14 protein-coding genes and 1 riboswitch are annotated in these 23,178 nt (G+C 45.6%); of the genes, 10 read left to right on the top strand and 4 right to left on the bottom strand.

Going from position 1 to position 23,178, the window contains the following annotated elements:
• The first annotated feature begins 50 nt into the window (after positions 1-50).
• From MKY92_RS25860 to MKY92_RS25850, 3 genes are all read left to right on the top strand, one after another.
• Positions 51-2,444: a YcdB/YcdC domain-containing protein gene (locus tag MKY92_RS25860; RefSeq protein ID WP_339298137.1), complete on the top strand. Its 2,394-nt coding sequence runs from the start codon at positions 51-53 to the stop codon at positions 2,442-2,444.
• A gap of 201 nt (positions 2,445-2,645) precedes the next feature.
• On the top strand, positions 2,646-3,773 hold the full coding sequence (locus MKY92_RS25855) for a transglutaminase domain-containing protein (protein WP_339298136.1): 1,128 nt from the start codon (positions 2,646-2,648) through the stop codon (positions 3,771-3,773).
• A gap of 141 nt (positions 3,774-3,914) precedes the next feature.
• Positions 3,915-8,429: a collagen binding domain-containing protein gene (locus tag MKY92_RS25850; RefSeq protein ID WP_339298135.1), complete on the top strand. Its 4,515-nt coding sequence runs from the start codon at positions 3,915-3,917 to the stop codon at positions 8,427-8,429.
• A gap of 126 nt (positions 8,430-8,555) precedes the next feature.
• On the opposite strand, the gene MKY92_RS25845 is transcribed toward MKY92_RS25850, so the two are convergent.
• The 3 genes from MKY92_RS25845 to MKY92_RS25835 all read right to left on the bottom strand — a co-directional run bounded on the left by MKY92_RS25845 (position 8,556) and on the right by MKY92_RS25835 (position 12,585).
• Positions 8,556-9,197 carry a class D sortase gene (locus MKY92_RS25845; protein ID WP_339298134.1) on the bottom strand — a complete coding sequence of 214 codons (642 nt, stop codon included), beginning with the start codon at positions 9,195-9,197 and terminating at the stop codon, positions 8,556-8,558.
• Between the two features lie 269 nt (positions 9,198-9,466).
• Positions 9,467-10,963: an amino acid permease gene (locus MKY92_RS25840; protein ID WP_339298133.1), complete on the bottom strand. Its 1,497-nt coding sequence runs from the start codon at positions 10,961-10,963 to the stop codon at positions 9,467-9,469.
• Between the two features lie 116 nt (positions 10,964-11,079).
• Positions 11,080-11,295, bottom strand: a riboswitch (Lysine riboswitch).
• Positions 11,296-11,442: 147 nt separating this feature from the next.
• Entirely contained in the window at positions 11,443-12,585 is a 1,143-nt protein-coding gene (locus MKY92_RS25835) for a virulence factor (RefSeq protein WP_339298132.1), read from the bottom strand.
• A gap of 242 nt (positions 12,586-12,827) precedes the next feature.
• Between MKY92_RS25835 and MKY92_RS25830 the strand changes: the two genes are divergently transcribed.
• Entirely contained in the window at positions 12,828-13,247 is a 420-nt protein-coding gene (locus tag MKY92_RS25830) for a hypothetical protein (RefSeq protein WP_339298131.1), read from the top strand.
• Between the two features lie 47 nt (positions 13,248-13,294).
• Here MKY92_RS25830 and MKY92_RS25825 read toward each other — a convergent pair whose 3' ends face one another.
• Positions 13,295-13,993: a response regulator transcription factor gene (locus MKY92_RS25825; protein ID WP_036668013.1), complete on the bottom strand. Its 699-nt coding sequence runs from the start codon at positions 13,991-13,993 to the stop codon at positions 13,295-13,297.
• 345 nt (positions 13,994-14,338) lie between these two features.
• Here MKY92_RS25825 and MKY92_RS25820 point away from each other — a divergent pair, with 345 nt between their 5' ends.
• From MKY92_RS25820 to MKY92_RS25795, 6 genes are all read left to right on the top strand, one after another.
• Positions 14,339-17,185 carry an ATP-binding protein gene (locus tag MKY92_RS25820; protein WP_339298130.1) on the top strand — a complete coding sequence of 949 codons (2,847 nt, stop codon included), beginning with the start codon at positions 14,339-14,341 and terminating at the stop codon, positions 17,183-17,185.
• A 384-nt stretch (positions 17,186-17,569) separates the two neighbouring features.
• Positions 17,570-18,916 (top strand): cytochrome ubiquinol oxidase subunit I, encoded by a 1,347-nt coding sequence (locus tag MKY92_RS25815; protein ID WP_339298129.1) that lies wholly within the window; start codon positions 17,570-17,572, stop codon positions 18,914-18,916.
• Complete coding sequence (locus MKY92_RS25810; protein ID WP_036668011.1) at positions 18,913-19,947, top strand: cytochrome d ubiquinol oxidase subunit II; 1,035 nt, start codon at positions 18,913-18,915, stop codon at positions 19,945-19,947. Before MKY92_RS25815 ends, MKY92_RS25810 begins: the two co-directional genes overlap by 4 nt.
• 32 nt (positions 19,948-19,979) lie before the next feature.
• A complete protein-coding gene (locus MKY92_RS25805; protein WP_157116253.1) occupies positions 19,980-20,153 on the top strand; it encodes a hypothetical protein in 174 nt (57 codons plus the stop codon).
• A gap of 67 nt (positions 20,154-20,220) precedes the next feature.
• The gene (locus MKY92_RS25800) at positions 20,221-21,267 is read left to right on the top strand and encodes an MBL fold metallo-hydrolase (RefSeq protein WP_339298128.1); all 1,047 of its coding nucleotides are present in this window, start codon (positions 20,221-20,223) and stop codon (positions 21,265-21,267) included.
• 215 nt (positions 21,268-21,482) lie between these two features.
• The gene (locus MKY92_RS25795; RefSeq protein WP_062836460.1) at positions 21,483-23,108 is read left to right on the top strand and encodes an ATP-binding cassette domain-containing protein; all 1,626 of its coding nucleotides are present in this window, start codon (positions 21,483-21,485) and stop codon (positions 23,106-23,108) included.
• Positions 23,109-23,178 lie beyond the last annotated feature (70 nt).

Raw genomic sequence — 23,178 nt, 5'->3', positions numbered from 1 at the left:
AGGTTATTTGCTATGCATCTTTGTATGAAATTGAAGGGAGAGGTCCAGATTTGAGTTTGAATTGGAAGTTTAATGTACGTTTCAAAATGTTCACAGCCAAAGCTGCAACGGCAGCGATGGCAACACTGTTACTTGCTTCGCAAACACCAGGTTTTGCAGGCAGTGCATCAGCCGCGCAAGCAGAACAGTTGACTGAAGCGACAACGGGGGAAAATGAACAACTAGACGCAACGAGCAATGACGTGCCCGAGGGAGCGAAAATCTCATCCAGGCAAGCCAGTGAAAATATACTGAAGCTATTTCCTTTGTTAAAGAAAGCAACGATCTCATCTGCACGATTCGATTCACCTAATTCTTATCCACCGCCAGACTACAAGGCATGGGAGATCGGATTCCAGATTACGCAAGGCAATCATACGTCAGGATTCAATGCAACCGTACATGCAGGCACAGGGGAAGTGTTAAGTGTACATTTGCCGTCGGATGTCATGGATAAATATGTCACGGCATCGGATGTTAAGCTAACCAAAGCTGAAGCCGAAGAGAAGGCCGTGAACCTGTTGTACCAAGCGATTCCAGGTCTGAAAGATACAGAGTATGCTCCGCTTGGAGATCTGTATTCTTCTATTGAACAACAGTCATTATTCGGCAGAACAGAGTATCGATACGGTTACCAGTTGAAGCATGACGGGTTATTATCTGACGCAGAGACAGTCTACATAAATGTGGATGAAAGTGGTTTGGTGACAGGTTACTCACGAGGTACTACCTCAGCTAAGTATCCTTCATCGAAACCGGCAGCTTCGGAAGAGAAGGCGAGACAGCAGTTTGAAGAACAGTTTGATGTGGAGCTGGCCTATATCTCCAAAGATCGTCTGTCTTCCAAACAAGGTCAGCAGTATTATCTTGGCTACACACCAAAGACTATCAGTATCGTTCCGATTGAAGCCAATACGTTGGAACGGATTAATACATTAACCGGTAAAGCTGTAGATGAAGACTCTTTGCAGCAGGATACGAAGCTGAAAGGCGATGTAACGCCTTTTGTCCCAGCCAATGGTACGAGGTTAAATGTACAGCAGGCCGCCAATCGGGTGGCTACGAACTTTGATATTCCCAAGGGTTACAAGCTGGAGCACAGCCAGTTAAGCAAGGGATTATATGCAAGCCCGAACAATCAGGTATGGAGTCTGAGCTGGAGCGATCGAAGTGCCAATATGTCCTATATGTTCATGCGGGATATCTCAGCACAGGTAGATGCAGTTACTGGACAGATCTACAGTTATACGATGATGCAACGAATGGGACCACAGATGGAGCAGGAGAAGACAACTGAAGAGAAGGCAGGCAAAGGGGTAACCCGAAAGCAGGCTGAGAAACTGGCGATGGACACGGTCATTGCGCTAGTTCCAGATGCAACGGAACAGTTCCGCCTATCTAACGTTATTGAGGTAGATGATGCGCGTACCTTTATGTTCCAGCGTTATCTGAACGGAATTCCGGTTAAGGATGATACGGCACAAGTACAGGTGCTGAACAACGGAACGATTAACGAATTCTATACACGTATTGCCGCAACGCCTGAACAACTGCCAGCAGAGAAAGAGCCAGCCATTAGTTACGAAGAGGCAAAGGCAATCTATCTGAAAGAGTTCAAGCTGGTTCTGGCGTACTCTCGTTACGGTGGATGGGGTATGAACAGCGGTGAAGTCATCCCGGTGGGAGTTAACCTAGCTTATATGCCTACACGAGATGAAAATTCGATCTATGGCAACTATGAAGTGCTGGATGCTAACACAGGAAAATGGATGTTGTTATACGGGGATACAAGCTCTGCAACCAAGGCGGATCCTACGGATATTTCCGGTCATGTCGCCGAAGCAGCTCTACGCAATATGACACAGCATGGCGTATTGCTTGCTGATGAGCAGGGACGCGTATTCCCGGATCGTGTGATCACCCGAGGAGATTGGTTTAACTATCTGGCAAGAGCGATTAATCCAAATATGGATCTGTACTACAGTGGGGACGGAGATGACAAGTTATACGCTGATGTGACACCTGACAGCCCGTATTATAAGGCAGTTCGGGCATTAATCGATCAGCGCTGGCTTGCCGGAGCGGACCCTGAACAGAATTTGAATCCGCAGGAAGAGATGACACGTGAAGAATTGGCAGTGCTGCTTGTACGTATTTTACGCTATGAGAAGCTGGCCGGATTCTATACGTTGCCATCGGATCTTCCCAACATTGCGGATGCCAGTGCCATTACAAGTAAGGGAGCGGTTTCCCTGAGTCTGAAGCTGGGATTGCTTCCTTCGATTGAAGGACGATTCATGCCTGCACGAAAAGTGACGGTAGCTGAAGCGTCACAGGTATTGGAACGGCTGGCGAAGCTTCAAGGTAAAACAGATACGTTTATGAGTGGTAATCGCCTGTATTAGACGAGGAATCACACATATCATGCCCAAGCGAATCATAGGATGAAAATAACGGGTTATCGTGATTGATTGAACTGAAGATCAAAGGGACCTTCCATAGAAGGTCTCTTTTGATTTGCTTTGACAAAACTAGAAGAATGACGACAGAGCCTTTTGTGATACAATAGGGCGTGAGAACTTTGCAAAGAAGGGTGGGTTCCTTTCATGGGTAAGAACGGGAAACGAATTATCACCATACTGCTGGCAGGCTGTCTGATTGCTGTAGCGTTACCACGTACGGTTGATCTGGATCAACTGTATGCTGCATCAGGGACATCAGATATATCCACGGCAACAGATTTGCGTCAGACCTTGCTTACCGCAATGTCACAGCGAACGGAGGAACTTGTTTTTACATACAAAGGCAATGTGAAAGGCCTCAAAAAACAATTACAAACCTCCATCGATGAGGCAATGAAGAGTGACCCTTATATCCAATATACCGTTAAAAGTTATGCATTCAATTATAAAGGCTCCAATGTGTCGGCCGAGGTGCATGTGACGCTCTCCTATCGGGAGACCAAGGAGCAGACCGATTATGTGAATCGTAAAGTCACAAACGTGTTGAAAGAAATCATCAAACCCGGCATGACGGATCATGAGAAGGTCAAGGTCATTCATGACTGGATTGTGCTTAACCTTTCCTACGATACCTCTCTGAAGAAATATACGGCTTATGACGGGCTTGTTACAGGCAGTACCGTCTGTCAGGGATATTCACTGCTGGCATATCGGATGCTGGAGCGAGTAGGTATCGATAACCGGATTGTGGAAGGTACAGCGGGCGGGCAGCTTCATGCCTGGAATATCGTGAACCTGGACGGCAAGTGGTACCATATGGACACAACCTGGGATGATCCTACCCCTGACCGCAAAGGTAAGGTGAGCCACAGTTATTATATGCTGAGTGATGATGAGATGGCGCGTGACCATATCTGGACAGGCAAAAGCAAGTACCCCGCTGCGCCAGCCCCGTATCGGGAAGCTTTACTGAAGCTGGTGAAGGCTGGAGATAGCAAAAAGGCAGCCTATCAGAAGCTGTACCATGCTCTCGACTATTCCCTGTATGATGAACAGGATGCTGTTAAAGGCCATGCTGCGCTGAAGACCAAAGTTCAGAGTAAGCTGAAGGAAGGCGGAACCTCGCTGACATTCAGGTACAAGGGTACGGAGGCTGGACTGATTGAAGATTTGCAGGATTTGTACCAGCTTGGCATGGAATCGATATCTTATTATGTGTCCAAAATGGAAGGTACTACGGATCTGCGCGTCAAAATTAACTGGACACTATAACAACCGTTTGAACAGGATGCTTCGATTGAGGAGTATCCTTTTTTGTGTTCAATTTAGGGTTGTCTATTTTTTGTATATGTCGCTTTGCTATTCTAATCTTCGGCGTATGCCAACACTACGTACGAGGAGGATATGCAAACAATGAGGAAAAAAGTGAGCATAGTGATCATTGCTCTGTTACTGGTCACGCAAATGATGCAGGGTTGGATATTTACACCAACAATGCATGCTCAGGATGAATTAACTAATTTGCCAGCCAGTGCAATCAGCGATACAGCGTCAGAAGAAGGTTTGGCAGGTTCGGAAGAGGTCAACAACGTTGACGTTGCTGCCACTCCGGAAGAAGAGGGGGAGGGAAACCTCAACCAGAGCAGTTTAGCAGTGGCAGCTGCAGGTCCGGTAATTACAGATCAATTGATTACCAGTGTGCAGATGTACAATCAGGCACCAGAAGACAACGGGAATGGCACGATTGAAGTCAAAGGAGATAAAATCGAGGATATTCGACCACGCATTCAGGATGAGGTGGCTGTAGTCTTTGCATGGGGACTTGCAGATGACAACCACAACTACAGCGATGGCTCTACGTTCACCTTTAACTTGCCCGATAAATTCATCATCGGATCACAGCTTAAGGGTAATCTGGATGGCGGTGTAGGGGAGTATGTGGTGAATCCAGATGGCACAATCATCTTTACCTTTAATGAACTGATCGAGCATGCAAAACTGGAAGGCAACTTCTACGTGTGGATTAAGTTCGATGAGAGCAAGATGGAAGATGGTTTGAAACAACAGATAGACTTTAGTTCCGTAGGGCAGGGCATCATTGATGTGCATTTTGCCAACACAGCCATAGATAAGTTAAAGAAATCGGGAACAGCAAACAAAAACAACTTCAACTCGGATGAAATTAAATGGACCGTAGATTTTAACCAAGGCGAGAAGGCTATGAAAAATGCTGTTCTTGCAGACACGTTCCCGGCAGAGCTAGAGCTCAAGGGCAATATCGAAATTCGCGAATTGGAAGTGCAATTGAATGGATCTGTTAAAGAAGGTCCAGGGGTTCGCACAGAATCAGAGTTTCCAATTCAATTGGGAGATACAGATAAGGCCTATCGTGTAACCTATACGACAAGTGTTAAAGCACCAACCACTGCTCCGTTCACCAACGTGGAGTATCAAAATCAGGTTGCGCTTACAACAGATCAGAGCGAGCACAACGAAACAGATATTGGTCGAGTTCGTGTGAGTTTTAATGAGCCTTTGAACAAGTCAGGGCAAGATAGTACGTATGATCCGGTGACGCAGACGATCACATGGAAAGTGCAATATAACTACAATCAGCAAGAAATCATGCAAACGAATGCATGGATTGAAGACCGCTTTGATACGGCAAAACAGCAACTGATCAACAATTCCGTCAAAGTGTATCAAGTGGACATTAATGCAAGTGGAGCGGCTTCGAACAGAACACTGATCAATCCAAATGAATACACACTCGAAGCGATCGGTACAGGGTTCGATGATGGCTTCAGATTACATTTTAAGAACGATATTACAAAGGCCTATGAGATTGAATATGATACACAATCCATTCATCGTGTTTATACAAACGACACCATTACGAACACAGTGAACATGTATGATGGTACTTCCAAAACAGGCCGAAGAGACATTCAGGAAGTCATTTTTGCAAAGAGTGTAAAAAGTGAAAACTTCAACACAAAAGAAATTGAATGGCAGATGGTTTTGAATCATGATTTGCAGGACATGACGGATATCGTCATCACCGATAATTACGAAGGCAGACATATGAAACTGATTCCGGGTAGTCTTCAAGTGAGTGGTGTTAACAAGGACGACTTTGAACTGACTCCAGACCCGGCTGATCCAACGTATGAAAAAGGATTCTCACTTCGCTTGAAGGACGGCGTAACGCTCAGTACGGAGCATGTTATTACTTATAAGACAAGCTTCGATCCCACAGCGGGTATGCCAACGAATGATGAATATCGCAACTCGGCCAAGATCGATTGGGAAGAGTCTGATGTAAAACAGACTACGATTACAAAATCTGCTGCGGTCAAACCGCAGGACTACACGATTCAAAATGGTAACAAAAAGGGTGAATATAGCGCCAAAGATAAAAAGATCACCTGGACAATCGATGTAAACTACAATTTGTTTGATATTCAGGATGCAATCCTTAAGGATGCCTACACTGGAGACCAATCTTTCGTAGACGGTTCATTGAAAGTTCATGAGTTAGAGTTACAGGGAGCTAATAATGTTACTGCTGTAGGTAGCGAGGTACCACTCACACCTGATCAATTCCAACTGAACCCGGACGGTAAAGGTTTTGTCTTGGATCTGGGTAACATGGGCAAAATGGCTTATCGCATTCAGTACCAAACAAGTCTGGATGGACCATATTCTGTCGTAGGCGCTTATGCCAACCAGGCTGTTCTGACGGATGGTGAGGGTGGTGCAATACGATTTAATAGATCAGCTAGTGTTACACCTGCCAACGGTGGTGTATACGTGCACAAAACAGGAAAGCAAGAAGGTACAACGGATAAAGCATCATGGACGGTAAATATCAATCCAAGTCAATCTTTCATTCCTGCGGGTAATCAATTAACAGATACCATGTCAGAGAACCAGATTTTATTGGCTGATTCATTGAAATTATATGCAACCAATTTACCTGCCAACAATTCAGGCAATGTATCTACCAAAGCTGGACTTGTTGATCCGGCTGATTATGAATTGGACGTGGAGGGCAATACATTTACCTTCACCTTCAAGAAAGATATCCATACTGCATTCATTTTGGAATATCAGTCTTATATTAATGCCGATCATGGCGCCCGAATTGAGAATAAGGTTGAATTTGCAGGCCAATCTTCCTCGGTAATCGGAGAAGGTAATCAGTCGGGAATCAAAGTTTCCTTGGCTGGAGCAGGTGGAGGAGCCTCTACAGGTCTGGGCAAAATCAGAATTCACAAAGTCAGTGATACAGGAGTTCCGCTGGAGGGTGCAATATTTGCAATCTATAATGCGTCTGGAACTACGCTTCTGGAAACATTGAAACCAACGGACGAGAATGGTGTGGTTGAAAGCTCCAGAAACTATCGATTAAACAATCTAACCAACGGTGTACCTTATAAGTTAAAAGAATTATCTGCACCGGCAGGGTACTTGGTTGATCCTGAATATGGCTCTGCCTCAGGTAAAACGATTGAATTTAAGGATGCGGATATCACTTTTGAAATTGAAAATAAAAAGATTCGCCAAGGCTTTGAATTAATCAAGGTAGATGCGGTGGACTCCTCCAAGACACTTAACGGTGCAACTTTCGAATTGTACGCCAAGGACGGCGCTACGCGAGAGAAAATCGATGAGTTAACGACAGGGGAAGATGGAAAGATCGCCAAAGGGGGACTGTTACCAGGAGATTATGAATTGGTAGAAGTCGTGGCACCCGAGTTTTATCAGTTGGATGCTACACCAATTCCGTTCACGATTGTAGAGAATCAGACGGAGATTATTACATTGACGAAGTCTAATGCAATGGGGACGGGTGGTACACTTGTCGTTACCAAAGTAAATGCCAAGGATCAGTCCGTATTAAGCGGAATTGAATTCGAATTGCGTGATCGTTCCAACATTGTCATCGATACAAAAGTAACCGACCTCAATGGGGTCATTGAATTCGACGGTTTGGACTATGGTCCATATACATTGGTAGAGACCAAGGCAGAAGGCTTTGTTATTGAACAGCCGGAGACCCTTGTATCTATTATCAGCCCGGAAACCCAATTGACCATAGAAAATAAAAAAAATGATCGTTCCGTGAAATTGATTAAAACCAATGCGGGTAGAACACAGCACCTGCAAGGAGCTGTGTTTGAATTACGGGCCCAAACTGCATTAATGGATGCAAATGGGAATTGGGAGTTCCGCAAGGTAACAGGTCTGGATGAAGCTACATTGACAACCAATCAACAAGGTGAAATTGTACTTGAAGACTTGGATATCAATAAATATCAGTTGGTTGAAATAAAAGCGCCCAACGGATACATGTTGGAAACAACACCAGTACCATTTGAAATTACGAACATACAAACCGAAGCCGTAGTTGTGGAAAAAACAAATCAGGCTATCCCGGTATCGGGTGGTGGGTCTAGTGGACCTTATAATCCGGGAACACCTAATACGGGGGTAACGCCGCCAGATCCGGATAAACCAACAACACCGGAACCGGAAACACCAGGAACGTCTATCCCAGGCACTGTTGTTACTGAACCTACAGAGTCTGGGGGAGGAACCCAAAGTCCGACAGATGAAGATTCCGGGGTAGTCCCAACGACACCAGGCGTTTTCAACGGTGACGACACTGCACCTCCAGTTGGGGATACTGATGCACCGGATGGGGATGGTGCACTTGCACCTCCTGCTGGAACGGATACAGATGGATCACAGGGCAATGGAAATTCTGCATCACAGCCAAACGGAAATCTTGGATCTCAGGGAATGCTGCCACAAACAGGTGAAGAGAGCACATTGGCTTACACTGCTGTGGGTATGATGCTGATAGCGCTAGGTAGCGCGGGATTCATGTACTTCCGCCGCAGACAACAGCTTCAACGCTAGATCGAAAAACGCAGTATCTAAGATTCATCTTGTGTAGATAGAAATACCCTCTAGCAATCACTACGAAGACTTAGCGTCGACGTGTGAATATGCTAGAGGGTATTTTTTGGTGATATTTAGGGAGGATCAGGTCTCCGTAACATTCGGATTCACTGCAATAGCTCTTACAATTAGGCGATGTGTTGGATTGACGAGTGGATCACAGGTAATCAAGGTAAGGACCTGTCCAAGCCCGGGATCCTCCAGCACAGATAAGTCAGTTGGCTCCACAACGGATATATGATCTACCTTGTACTGGATAATTGTTCGATCTGCCAGGGTGACTTCCATTGAATCGCCAATCTGGAGTTCTCCCAGACGATTGAACAGTCGTCCTTTTTTGTGGGCACGATGAGCGGCTATGGCAGCATTACCATTGTTCCCGATCCTAGTGGTTTCGACAAGATGGGTTGCAGCTACCTTCATGTTGTCCTCCGTTGCACCCTCCAGAATGGGTAAGCGGACATCAATCTTGTCAATCGATAGCACCCCCAACGTATCCGAGGAGTCCTCTTGCACTGTACCTGTATTGTCAGTAGTTGGCTCGGCAGAAGCTGCATCCTGTATGCCTTGTTCAAAGGAGTGATTAAGTTTAGACAAGCCATTTTGCAACTGCTCCAGATCGTTCATGACACGGGTTTGCTGCCAGTCATAATACGTTTCCCGCAGGAAAGGAAAGCTGATGATCAGGATGCCCAGTAGAACGAGCAGAATAGAGAATTTTTTCATTATACATCAACTCCCGTTGTCCAAGAAAAATAGTATACCCTTCTCTATTCTACTTACGGATCTATACAAAATATGGACAGGGACGAAAGGACGTACAGAAATGTTCAAAGGGGGAGCCGATCCAACACAAAACCTCCCCTTTTCGCTACAGTAGGAAGACTGCAACGCCACGGGGAGGTTTTATTATATGGTGTCAGATTGTATCGTTGTATAAGTTGAACTAACCATTTACATGAGAACGTAGAGGACAGAAATAGCGTGATTCTTCGTTAGTGCTTGTCACTTGGTGAATCAGTAGGTGTGAAATCACATTCCTGCAGCGGCACCACTTTGGTCTTTTTGATCCATTTGTAACCAAGCCACAACACCAGGAACAGGGGTACGCTCAGGTAGGCAACGATGGCTCCACTCCAGTCGATCTGATCACCCGTGAATGCCTGATAATTCTGTCCGATGATCACGATGATACACAGGACAAAAGCAAAGATGGGCCCAAACGGGAACCAGCGTGCACGGTAAGGCAAATCGCTCAGATCCCTGCCTTGTGCAACGTATGCACGACGGAAGCGATAATGACTGATAGCGATACCTAGCCAAGTGATGAAACCACACATACCGGATGCATTCAGCAACCAGGTGTACACAATCCCATCGCCGAACAGGGAGGCAAGGAATGCTAACATACCAACGGCTGTTGTAAGCAAAAGTGCATTCATTGGAATGCCTTTTTTGTTCAGCTTGCCCAGGAAACGAGGGGCTTTACCGTCACGGGCAAGGGCATAGAGAACCCGACTTGAAGCGTACATGCCTGAGTTACCGGCAGAGAGTACAGAAGTCAGAATAACGGCATTCATCACGGAAGCTGCAATGGCGAGTCCAGCTTTCTCAAACACCAGTGTGAACGGGCTGACACCGATATTTTCCAGATCACCTTTGAGCAGATTCGGATGCGTATACGGGATGATCAAACTGATTACGGTAATCGCCAAAATGTAAAAAATCAGAATGCGCCAAAATACCTGACGAATTGCACGAGGTACATTTTCGCGCGGGTTTTCACTTTCACCGGCGGCTACCCCGATAAGCTCGGTACCTTGGAATGAAAATCCCGCAGCCATGAATACGCCTAACACGGCGAAGAATCCGCCATGGATGGGCGCATCACCGATGGTGAAGTTACTGAAACCAACCGCTTCTCCGCCCATAATACCAAAGATCATGAGCACACCAACGGCCAGGAAGATGATAACAGTAGCGACTTTGATAATGGCGAACCAGTACTCGGACTCTCCATAGCCTTTAACGGACAACACGTTCAAGGAAAAGATCAGCACGAGGAATAATAAGCTCCATAACATGGACGAACTGTCAGGGAACCAGTATTTAATGAGTACAGTAGCGGCAGCAAGCTCTGCTGCAATAGTTACCGCCCAGTTGTACCAGAAGTTCCAGCCCATGGCGAACCCGAGAGCAGGATCGACAAAACGTGCGGCATACGTATTAAATGAACCGGAGTCCGGCATAAAGGTAGCAAGCTCACCAAGGCTGGTCATTAGGAAATAAACCATGATGCCAACGGCCACATAGGCAATTAATGCTCCACCAGGGCCTGCGGTTGAGATGGCGGTACCACTTGCGAGAAACAGCCCGGTACCAATCGAGCCACCGAGGGCGATCATCGTCATATGGCGTGCGCGTAATCCTTTTTTCAGGGAAGGTCCAGTTGTTGTTGTTGTTGTTGTTGTTGGGTTACTGCGGTCTTGCATGGAAACACTCCTTCATTCGATATACTGATGTTTGCGATACTTGAATTCATAAACAAAAAGACCACAGGCATCAGCCTGCGGTCTTTAATATTTCAATGTCCGCACCATGTCCAGATGATTAAGATAGCTCAACACAGAAGAATTCATACCTTTATATAAAGGAAATGTGCTTCCGTGACAGTTCTGCGCCTTTCGACAGCAGCCCCAGCTCACCGGACCGTATAAGGAACGTCCAGCAAGCTTCGGCGGGTACACCTTTCGGCTGATCTCATAAGCGGCTCCTTAGCGCCTCCATCAGCATACTGATCGCACCCGCGACCTCTACCTCACCATCAATGGATGAGGTGTATCTATTGTCTATGAAATTATGAACAACACAACTTAATACCGTGTGTCCTGTTTAGTAAACAGACAATCAGTATAACGCGCATGGTTTTCCAGTGCAATAACAATTGTTGGATGTGAGGTCTGCGAGACGACTATTCCTCTTTTTTGTTACGACCAGCCATCTGCTGCCATACCGTTCCAGCGGCCTGTTCGCCCGATTCGATCCGCTCCAGAGCCATCTTGGCCTGCAGGCTGACTTCAAATTCAGGATCATCGGCTGCCACTCTCAACGCTTGCTCTGCTTCTTCAGTTCCGACCTCATAGAGAAAACGTGCTGCACGCCAGCGTACAAGTTTACTTTTATCGGATAAAGTGGCTGTCATGGCTGGGGTTGCGGCAGGGTCACCGATATCAGACAAGGTATCCCCGGCAGTCCGGCGTACCGCAGGAGAACTGTCCTGAAGCGCTTCATACAGCAATTCCATCGCTTCCGGTGTACGAATGTCACCCAGGTATACGACAGCCAAGCGGCGAATCTGCATTTTGTTGTCATGCAAGGCATGGGCTACGAGAGGCAGTCTTTCTGTCGTAGGCTCCATGCCGTCAAATGCCGCATAGCGAACATTCCAGTCCTCGTTTCGCAGAGCCTCTTCAAGTTCGGCTCCATCCAATTCACGGCGGCGCTCGACGAACTCTTCGGATTTGGTACCATGTTCAATGGCCTGTTTGATGACCTGCTCCAATCGTTCCGGCGGGTAAGCGGCTTCCAATTCCTGCTCGACTTCACGTGCAATATCAGGCAATTCACCATATCGAACACCGTAATCACTCAGTTTGCGTTCTTTGATCATCGTCGCACTGGCGACTTCTGTTACGGCTTTGACAAAACGATCTGACAACGAGATTCGTTCTTCCTTGACCCCGGCCTTGACCCTAATTTGCATCGGTACGCCTCGGAAGAATTGTACAAATACCTGTGCTTCTCCGAAGTGCTCGCCTGAACCATCTTCAGATTCTATCCAGTCCAGATCGATACCTTGCTGTCCAAGGCGATTTTGGACTTCACCCAAGATAACGGACCAGTCGGCATTCCCTTTACGATCAAGTGCTACAAAGTCTGTTGTGTGGAACACACTCTTTACACCGGGAATATGAAGCATCTGGCGAATGAACGCCGGAGCAGATCGTTCGTTGTCCAGTGTATATGTTTTGCGAATTCCGTCCTCCAGACGTTCATCGAGATGTAACATCATCGTATTTGGACTCGGTGTTGGTTCAATGGAAACAATATTCATCAATGTAACCTCCTATAGTACCAGATTCATCTATAACTTCCCGTAAATTAAATCACACGGGTATTTCTCTATTTTACATCAATGTGAGGAATCTGCGAAATCATACAGAAGTGAAGGGGAATTGTCTAACACTTAATGTGAAGAAGTACGAAATTTGTTAACACTTCTTTCATGTTCACGCACAAACATTTTTAAACGAAAATTGGCACAATAAAGATAAGAATCAACTGGAGGTTATACCTATGGAACCCATTACCGTGCTCTCGGATGGAAAACGTCGTATTACATATGAGAATATTATTCAATTGTTCAGGAACTGGTTTGAGGACTCAGCATCTGGTTCTGCGATAGAAACACATCGTGGAAGTTGGGAAAACGCCCGTTACTGTATTGTTGATTATCAGGTTGCCGAAGAAGCGGTGTCAGCAGCAAATGCCATTCGGGCTTTTATGCCACAACTTCCGTTACTGGTCATTACGGATTTCAAATCCCTTATTCGGAAGCGTCACCTTCAACAGATTACAGGTACAGGTGAGATGAAGATGATTCTCTGGAATGAGCATGAGCCGGATCAACTAATCAAGGATATAGAAAATTGGTTACATTTGTCGTCTGTCCATAAATCAGAAATAGCCATACCGCCCATCTTATCCATGAGATAAAAGAGGGATATGGCAGAGGGTTTTTAACTTCAAGCGTTACGGTCCTATTAGATCACATATTTATAGCCTGTTCCCCAAACCGTCTTAATATAACGTGGGTTCTTGGGGTCAGGCTCTATTTTTTTACGCAGACTTGAGATGTGAACATCAATGGTACGATCCAGATAGGCGCGTTCGGAGCCTTTGATGCGATCCATCAGTTCATTGCGTGTAAACACTTTACCCGGATTGCGGTACAATTCCTTCATAATCTCAAACTCAATATGAGTGACCTCGATTTCAACACCATCCACAAAGAGAGTTCTTCTGTACTCATTCACATTCACATGTCCAGTAACCTCTGCCTGCTTGTCTTCTTTTACCGGTTTATCCTTATAGGAAATGATTGATCTTCGCAGCAGTGCTTTAATCCGGGCATCCAACTCTTTCAAACTAAATGGTTTGCACAGAAAGTCATCCGCACCATTATGCAATGCGCGAAGTCGATCATTCAGCATGGTGCTTGCCGAGATCATCAGAATGGGCACAGTGGAGTGCTGGCGAAAGGCTTCTACGAGATCATTTCCATCCATTTCAGGAAGCATGAGATCCGTTACAACAATATCCGGCTGGAATTGTGGAAACAGTTGAAGTGCCTCGCGGGCATGATGAACCCGTTCAGTGATGTATCCTTCCTCCTCAAGAAAGAAAGCAATCATGTCGGCCAGATTTTTCTCATCTTCTATAAGAAGTACTTTGATAGTCATAGGGTCACACTCCTGGTGAAAATAATATGTTAAGAAAATGCTAAAAAAACAAGGTGAATTGCGAATAAATGCCGCAAATTTTTTAATGTTTCTATCCCAAAATATAGGATGTATATGTAGAGAAAAAAATAAGTTTTTGAAATGAACTTCAATATTCTAGCATGAATGCAGTTTGGTTGCCGATCAATCAAAATTTCCCAAAGCTACACCAAGTACTAATTACAGTATAATGGATCAGAACGATTTGAGGGGAAAAAAGTAAGATTGTATCCGCTTAAGTTTATAGGGGGAACCAACGTTGTTGTTGAAAACAGAAGAAAAAATGATCCATGAGGGCAATTGCTTATGGATCTTATAAAGGCAAAACAGCTGCTGGAGTGGGTCGTGCTGAAGCTAAGGATACCCTGGTTTGGAACCAGCATACTGATCATTCTTGGCTCACTAAGTACTATTTTTCCACTTACCTTATTCTATGGCGTGCAGTTTATGGTTGGCAGCGCAGCAGCACTCATCGCTCTTCGTTTGCATGGGGCCATCTATGGTTTTGTCACCCTTACAGTCATCTATCTGTTAAATACCACCGTTGTCGGCTTTGTGCCGCACAATTTAACTGTCATGCTTGCCCACTTCATGGAATTAATCTGGATGCTCGTTTGGCAGATCCGTTGGAAGAATGGCAGCTTAATCAAGGCTAATGCTGTCTTTTGGGTAGTGATGTTACTTCCTGTTATCTATGCCGGGCATTTTATGTTGGGTTTAAATATAGACGATATGAAGTATGAGTATATGTATGTTGCTGTGATTGGTATGGTGAATGCGCTGATTGCGGGAATTGTAGTTGATTTTTGGATCACCACGGGTGAACACAAATCAAAACGCATGGGAACCATTCCACTAACAAGAATTGCGTTTAAATACGTAGTCGCCTTTGTGGTATTTGTTTCTCTGGTACTGTTATCCGCAGATAGCCGCAGACAATTGGGTCAAATGAATGATGCCATATTACGTGATATGAAATATGCAGCGACTGCGGTTGTTCAGGACATTGATGAAGAGTATGTAACCTCCGAGAATATGGATCAGAATATGGCGCGTTATCATCATCTACTGGGTGTGAATGTGATTCTGCTGGATCGGAATGATACAGTCGTCGCTTCTGGATTGAATACACTTCAAGCAGGCGATTACCTGGACATGGACAGATTCCGTCTTCTGAAATCAACGGAGAACCTCTTTCTGTTAAGTTCCGCAAATATCCATTACAGTGCTGTATTGAATCACTGGAAACAGGCATCTTTCATCTATGAAGCGGAGATGACAGCTGTAACACCTTATCGGGTATTCATTGAGACCAGCTCAACCAAGTATTATCCTCGAATAGAATCGATCTATCTTACCACATTGCAATACCTGTTCCTCATCATCGTGGCTTCCATGATTGTAGCGGCTCCTCTGAGCAGTAAGGTCGTTAGTCCACTCTTAAGACTAACCAGAATGACAGGTTCTCTTCCGAGGTTGCTGTTTCGAAATGGGAAGATGGAGTGGCCAACGAGCCATGTAACTGAAGTACAGATTCTTATTGGTAATTTGCGTAAAATGGCTGATGTACTGCTGGAACAATTCGAACAGATTCGTCACGATAAGTTAACTCTGGAGGACAGGGTCATAGAGCGGACCAAGGAACTCAAGAATAGTGAAGAAGTCAAACGTGCAATTATTGAATCGTCAATAGATGCGATTATCGCTGTAGACTCGAATGGAATCATCGTTGAGTTTAATCCGGAGGCCGAAAGAATGTTTGGATTGCTTCGGGAAGAAGTGATCCTGCACAAGGAAGCACCATCTCTTTTTCAAGGGGCCAGCTGCAGTGAGATCAAGAATTTGCTGGAGCGATTTGAATATGTTGAAGGTAAAAGATACACCATTGTTGAAGAAATTTCAGGTATCCGACGGGATGGTTCCGTATTTCCGATCGAGTACAAAATTGTTGAGATCCAGTTGGGCAAAAATGAGACATTATATAATCTATTCATTAAGGATATTACCGAGCGGACCAGAGCAGAAGAAGATCGTGTACGTCATGCCCTTGCGCTGGAGAAGCTGAACTCGGAGTTGTTCAATGAGAAGATTGCCATTCAGGAACAGCGAGATATCAGTGAGCAATTCATTGAATCCGTACGGGAAGGGCTCGTGATGTCTGATCGATCAGGGACTATAACCATCGTCAACCGAAGGATAGAAGAGATGTTTGGTTTGGGTGATTTTATGGGCAGATCCATTGAAGATTTGGCGCAGGCGATTGATACGATGGTATTAACGGACAACTTCAATCTGATGGAACAGACGAGAGCATTCCTGAATGGAGAAACGGCGTTTATCGAGACCGAATTTATATTCAATAATGTGGATAAAAGTGTATTTTCCTTGTACATGAAGCAGATGGATGTCCCGGGTAAAAACCATGGGTTTCTGCTGGTGTTCCGTGACCGGACAGGAGAAGAACGGCTGGATCGGATGAAAAATGAGCTCATCAGTGTGGTATCTCATGAGCTTCGAACGCCTGTAGCCACCATTATGGGATATGTGGAATTAATGATGATGTATGACCTTCCGGCAGCTCAACAGCGGGAATTCATGCAGACCATCTCTTCGGAGGGCAAGCGGCTGAGCAGTTTGCTCGATGATGTACTCGATATTCAGCGCCTCGACAACGAAGGTATGACTTACCACATGACATATGTACCGCTGGTTGAATTGGTAGAAGGGGTTGCCGAACAGTGGAATATGAAGTCTGCCCAACGGATCTACGTGCATACGTTTAATGGAGACTTCTTTGCTTATGCTGACCAGAACAGGATGGTTCAGGTTCTGCATAATCTGGTGGGCAATGCAGTCAAGTATTCTCCGGGAGCTGATCGTATTGATGTTACGTTATGGGAAGAAGAGGAATGGTTATGTCTTGATGTGCGTGACTACGGAATTGGTATTGCGGAGCAAGAGAAGGACATGCTGTTCAACAAATTCTATCGGGTTGATAATTCGGATCATCGGCAGATTGGTGGAACAGGAATCGGGTTGTACATTTCCCGTAAAATTATAGAGGATCACAAGGGTACGCTGACTTTTATATCTGCACCGGACAAAGGAAGTACGTTCAAGGTTCGACTGCCCAAACAGGACGTCTTGGTGTGAATTTATTGATGGATGAAGAAATGTATTTCACTTTTTTATGAATAATGTTTATGTACGAGACCTACGGATAGAGCCTTTTCCCTTCAACGTGTGAGCGTGATAAGGGGAAAGGCCTTTTTTGTTTTTCAATTTCCCCGGATAAAAAAACAACTTCTTTTGCAAACTGTCTATAGAGCCATAATTTGCATCCCATGCAAAAGGAGGACGGCAGGTATATGTTCCGTAAACAAGAGAAAACACTCATCATCGTCTGTCTGGTTGCAGCTGTGGTTGTGCTGTATGCCGTTGTGAAGAGCATCATCCGAATCATGAGTTATTGAGATACATGTTCATGCAGTGTAACTGCTGTCGTACATAACGATTATGTGAAAGAGGAGTGTAACCATGTCATCCCTGGATCCTGTTCTGCTCAGCCGGATACTAACCGGCCTTACCTTGTTTGTGCACATTATTTTTGCCTCTATTGGTGTAGGTGTTCCACTTATGATTGCCTTGGCCGAGTGGCGAGGACTCCGAACCAATGATATGCATTACACCTTGCTGGCACGCCGATGGGCACGAGGTTTTGTCATAACCGTTGCTGTTGGTGTCGTTACAGGCACCTCGATCGGATTACAGCTCAGTCTGCTGTGGCCGATGTTTATGCGGGTAGCGGGTCAGGCAATCGCCCTGCCGCTGTTCATGGAGACGTTTGCCTTTTTTGTAGAGGCGATCTTTCTTGGGATTTACCTCTATACGTGGGATCGTTTCAAAAAGAAATATACGCATATGCTGCTGTTGATTCCGGTAGCTCTCGGCTCATCTGCATCTGCGATCTTCATTACAACGGTGAACTCCTTCATGAACCAGCCTCAGGGATTCACCCTGATTAATGGCATTATGAAGGACATTCATCCGATTGCTGCCATGTTGAATCCGGCAACGCCAACCAAAGTGTCCCATGTACTCGCCTCATCCTACACCTTGAGTGCAGGTATCCTGGCGGGGATAGCCGCCTTCAGTTTGCTTCGGGGACGGGATCATGTGTATTACAAAAAAGCACTGAAACTCACGACGGTATCTGCTCTCGTATTTGCTATCAGTACCGTCATGATCGGCGATTCCTCCGGTAAGTTCCTGGCGAAATATCAGCCAGAGAAGCTGGCTGCCGCAGAATGGCATTTCAAGACGATGAAAGAGGCACCGCTCGTCTATGGGGGGATTTTGGATGAAAACAATGAGGTGAAATATGCGATTGAGATTCCCTATGCGCTTAGCATTTTGGCAGGTAATCGTCCCGATACGGAAGTGAAAGGTCTCGAAGAGTATCCTGCGGATCTGAGGCCACCATTGTCTATTCACTATATGTTCGACCTGAAAGTCACAACCGGAGTGATCATTCTTATGATTCCTGTATTATATGTACTGCGTCGGTGGTTACCAGGGCGCAAGCCATACCCCAAATGGCTGCTACTCGGCATTGTTTTGCTGGGGCCACTGGCCATGATTGCCATCGAGCTGGGGTGGATGTTCGCTGAAGTTGGCAGGCAGCCTTGGATCTTACGCGGATATATGAAGGTGGCGGAAGCAGCCACGACGTCAACTTCGGTAGGATGGATGTTAGTGTTGTTCATCTTGCTGTATCTGATCCTGTGTTTCTCGTGCATTCGGGTACTCAGCAAGCTGTTCCGTAACAAGGAAGCAGAGAAGGAACTAGAGTCTCTGGGGCTTGAAGGAGGGATCGTGCATTGAGTTTCGAAATTGCAGGCATCGCAATATTGTGGACGTTTTTGTTCGGTTACCTGATCGTTGCTTCGATTGATTTTGGCGCCGGGTTCTTCAGCTTTTATAGCATTTTGACCGGGCATGAGAACAAAATTCATAACATCATTCAGCGCTACCTGTCTCCCGTGTGGGAAGTGACGAATGTGTTTTTGATCTTTTTTGTGGTTGGACTGGTCGGATTTTATCCGGACAGCGCCTTTTATTACGGGACGGCTTTACTGGTTCCGGGTTCCCTGGCCATTGTACTGCTTGCCATCCGGGGTGTGTATTACGCCTACAATACCTATGGCAACCATGGGCAGAACAGCCGGATCTACATGGCATTGTACGGGGCGACGGGATTGTTGATTCCGGCTGTATTTTCCACCATTTTGGCGATATCCGAAGGCGGGATCATTGAAGAGGTGGGCGATCAGGTGTTTTTTCGCTGGCGTGAATTTTTGACGAATCCCTATACCTGGTCGGTTGTTTTGCTTGCACTGGTTAGTGTGCTGTACATCTCGGCGATGTTTCTATCTTATTATGCAAAACGGGCGGGGGATGAGCCAGCATATGAGGTGCTTCGAGAGTACGCGCTGCTCTGGAGTTTGCCTACCATTTTTGCAAGCTTTCTGGCTTTTCTGCAGATTAACAAACAGAATCCCGAACACTTTGAGCAGATGGTGAATATTTCGTGGATGTTCATCGCTTCGTTTATTTGTTTTGTCATTGCCGTGTCGCTGGTGTGGAAAAGTAAATATCTAGGTTGGTGTTTTGTTGCTGTCATGCTTCAGTTTGCCTTTGCCTGGTATGGTTACGGGCGATCCCACCTTCCGTACATTCTGTATCCTTACATCAATATTTACGACGGCTTTACGAATCGCACGATGGGGATTGCGCTCATTACAGCGTTTAGTCTGGGGTTACTCGTGCTCATTCCTTCGCTTGTGCTGATTATGAAGCTGTTCCTGTTTGATGCCAATTATGTGCGCGGTAATTCTGGTAAAAAGAAAGGATGAGTCTGTTCATGCACCCAAACATGTTCTTACTCATGACTCCCTTGCTTGATCCACTATCTACTGAGGGAGTCACGGGGATACCCGGTATAACCGGATTGAGCTTTTTTGAGACATTCACCATTATGTACGCCCCTCCATTGATCATTGCGGCTGCTATTGTCTTTCTGTTTGTATATCTGGCCGTATATAAGAACCCAAAGGATTGATTGGTACGTCCATTCCAGTTTGGGGTAATCTCTTGTTAAGAAATGAGGAAGGGAGGAGGGCCCTTTCATGCCGAAAATCCGTTATAACAATATCGATAATGTAAGTACGGACAAAACGCTGAAGGAATTCAAACAATGGAGGGAGCAGCGGCGGAATAAAGTGAAGGACTACTCCTACACCGTGCCCAAACACCCGCCTGAACTGGATTATCTGCATGCCAACCGGGATGACACAAGTATTACCTGGATTGGTCACTCCACGTTTTTCATTCAATATTATGGATTAAACATCGTGACTGACCCGGTGTGGGCCGAAAAAATGGGATTTCAACGAAGGCTCGGTGCCCCCGGCATTCCGATTCAGGATATTCCACCTTTGGATGTGATTCTGATATCCCATTCCCACTATGATCATCTGCATCTGGCTTCCTTGCGTAAGCTGATTACAGCCAAGACGTTGCTCATCGTACCCGATGGACTGAAACGCAAGATGATTCGCAAAGGATTCCATCGATGCCAGGAGATGAAATGGTGGGATCATATGACTCTTGGCGGAGTCAAAATAACCTTTGTCCCTGCACAGCACTGGACGCGCCGAACGTTATTTGATACCAATACGTCCCATTGGGGCGGTTATGTATTGGAATCGAACCATCCGGCAACGACTTCAGCAGCGGAAAGTGCTGCAACAACGAACAATCAGCATGAATCATCCACGGAATCAGGGAAGAACGATACATCCAAAACATCAGGCGGTCCGCCTGTGTTGTATTTTGTGGGTGATACAGGTTACTTTCAGGGTTTCAAAACAATTGGAGAACGCTTTGACATTGGGGTTACCCTGATGCCCATCGGTGCCTACGATCCGGAATGGTTCATGACTTCTCAGCATGTGACACCCGAAGAAGCGCTGCAGGGGTTTGTTGAATCTGGCTCACAGCTCATGGTGCCAATGCATTACGGCACATTCAAGCTGGCGGATGATACGCCCAAGGAAGCGCTGGATCGGCTGGAAGTTGAACGTGAACGTTTAGGCATTGGTAAAGAGCGGATTCGGGTGCTTGGTCATGGCGAAACACTCCGCATTCACCACGAGGAAGGTAAACAGGGCTAACAAAAGTGAGCCAAATATGTTAATGTAGGGATATGCCTGCATGAACAGTGTATTTACCAAATCTTTAATAAGTAAAAAGCGGCCAATTTTCGAATTTGCCGCTTTTTTGTGTTATAATATGGTGCCAGAATAGGCATCGGGATATTGAATCCATGATTTACGCAACTTGCTATTCATGCAGTATGCAGATTAACCAATAAAGGATGGTATGCTTAATGATCAGTACAAGCGGCATCACGCTCCGCTACGGAAAACGTGCACTTTTTGAAGATGTAAATATCAAATTCACACCAGGAAACTGTTACGGCCTCATCGGCGCCAATGGAGCCGGTAAATCAACATTCTTGAAAATTTTGTCCGGTGAAATTGAATCCAACTCGGGAGAGGTGCACATCACCCCGGGCGAACGTATGGCCGTTTTGAAGCAAAACCACTTTGAATATGATGAGTATCCGGTTCTCGAAACGGTAATTATGGGTCATAGTCGTCTCTATGCCATTATGAAAGAAAAAGATACGCTGTATGCCAAAGCGGACTTCACAGAAGAAGACGGCCTGCGTGCAGGTGAGCTTGAAGGTGAATTTGCGGAGCTCAATGGCTGGGATGCTGAGCCGGATGCAGCGGCACTCCTGATCGGTCTGGGTATCGACCGTGACATGCACGATAAGAAAATGAATGAACTAAGTGGTAACGAAAAAGTTCGTGTCCTGCTTGCACAAGCATTGTTTGGTCGTCCAAACAACCTGTTGCTCGATGAGCCTACCAACCACTTGGATCTCGAATCCATTCAATGGCTGGAGAACTTCTTGATGGACTATGAAGGTACTGTTATTGTGGTATCCCATGACCGTCACTTCCTGAACAAAGTATGTACGCACATTGCGGATATCGACTTTGGTAAAATTCAGTTGTACGTAGGTAACTATGACTTCTGGTATGAATCCAGCCAATTGGCACTTGCGTTGCAACGTGATGCCAACAAGAAAAAAGAAGAGAAGATTAAAGAGCTTCAAGCCTTTATCCAACGTTTCTCTGCGAACGCCTCGAAATCGAAACAGGCAACTTCCCGGAAGAAACAACTCGACAAAATCACGCTGGATGACCTTCGTCCATCGAACCGTAAATATCCGTTTATCAACTTCAAACCTGAGCGTGAAGCCGGTAAACAATTGTTGACCGTAGATCGTATCAGCAAATCCATTGATGGTGTAAACATGCTGAATGATATCAGCTTTGTCGTGAACAAAGGGGATAAAATTGCATTTGTTGGCCCGAATGGGAATGCCAAGTCACTCTTGTTTGATATTCTTATGGGTGAAACGGAATTGGATAGCGGCGAATACACTTGGGGTGTAACTACAACTCAAGCTTATTTCCCAAAAGACAACTCCAAATATTTTGACGGTGTGGACATGACTCTTGTGGATTGGCTCCGTCAATATTCCAAAGATCAGGATGAAACGTATCTGCGTGGATTCTTGGGACGTATGTTGTTCTCAGGTGAGGAATCCTTGAAAAAGGCAAGTGTACTCTCCGGGGGCGAGAAAGTTCGCTGTATGCTAGCGAAAATGATGCAGACTGGTGCGAACGCATTGATTCTGGATGAGCCTACGAACCACTTGGATCTCGAATCCATTACAGCGCTGAACAATGGTATGATTGATTTTGACGGCACCATGCTGTTTACATCTCATGACCATCAGTTCATTCAAACCATTGCTAACCGGATTATCGAAATTACGCCGAATGGCATCATTGATCGCCAAATGAGCTATGACGAATATCTGGAAAGTGATGAAATCAAAGAACTGCGCAATAAAATGTATCCGGTAGAAGCTTAAACTAAGCATCATCTACGGCACATTATGCATATAGACACAAAAGAACCGCAAGCCTCTGTAAATGGCTTGC

Source organism: Paenibacillus sp. FSL R5-0623, from assembly GCF_037974265.1.
In the GTDB taxonomy this organism is placed as follows: Bacteria; Bacillota; Bacilli; order Paenibacillales; family Paenibacillaceae; genus Paenibacillus.
Note: the sequence above shows the minus strand (reverse complement) of the source record. Positions and strands in the feature narration are given on the sequence as shown.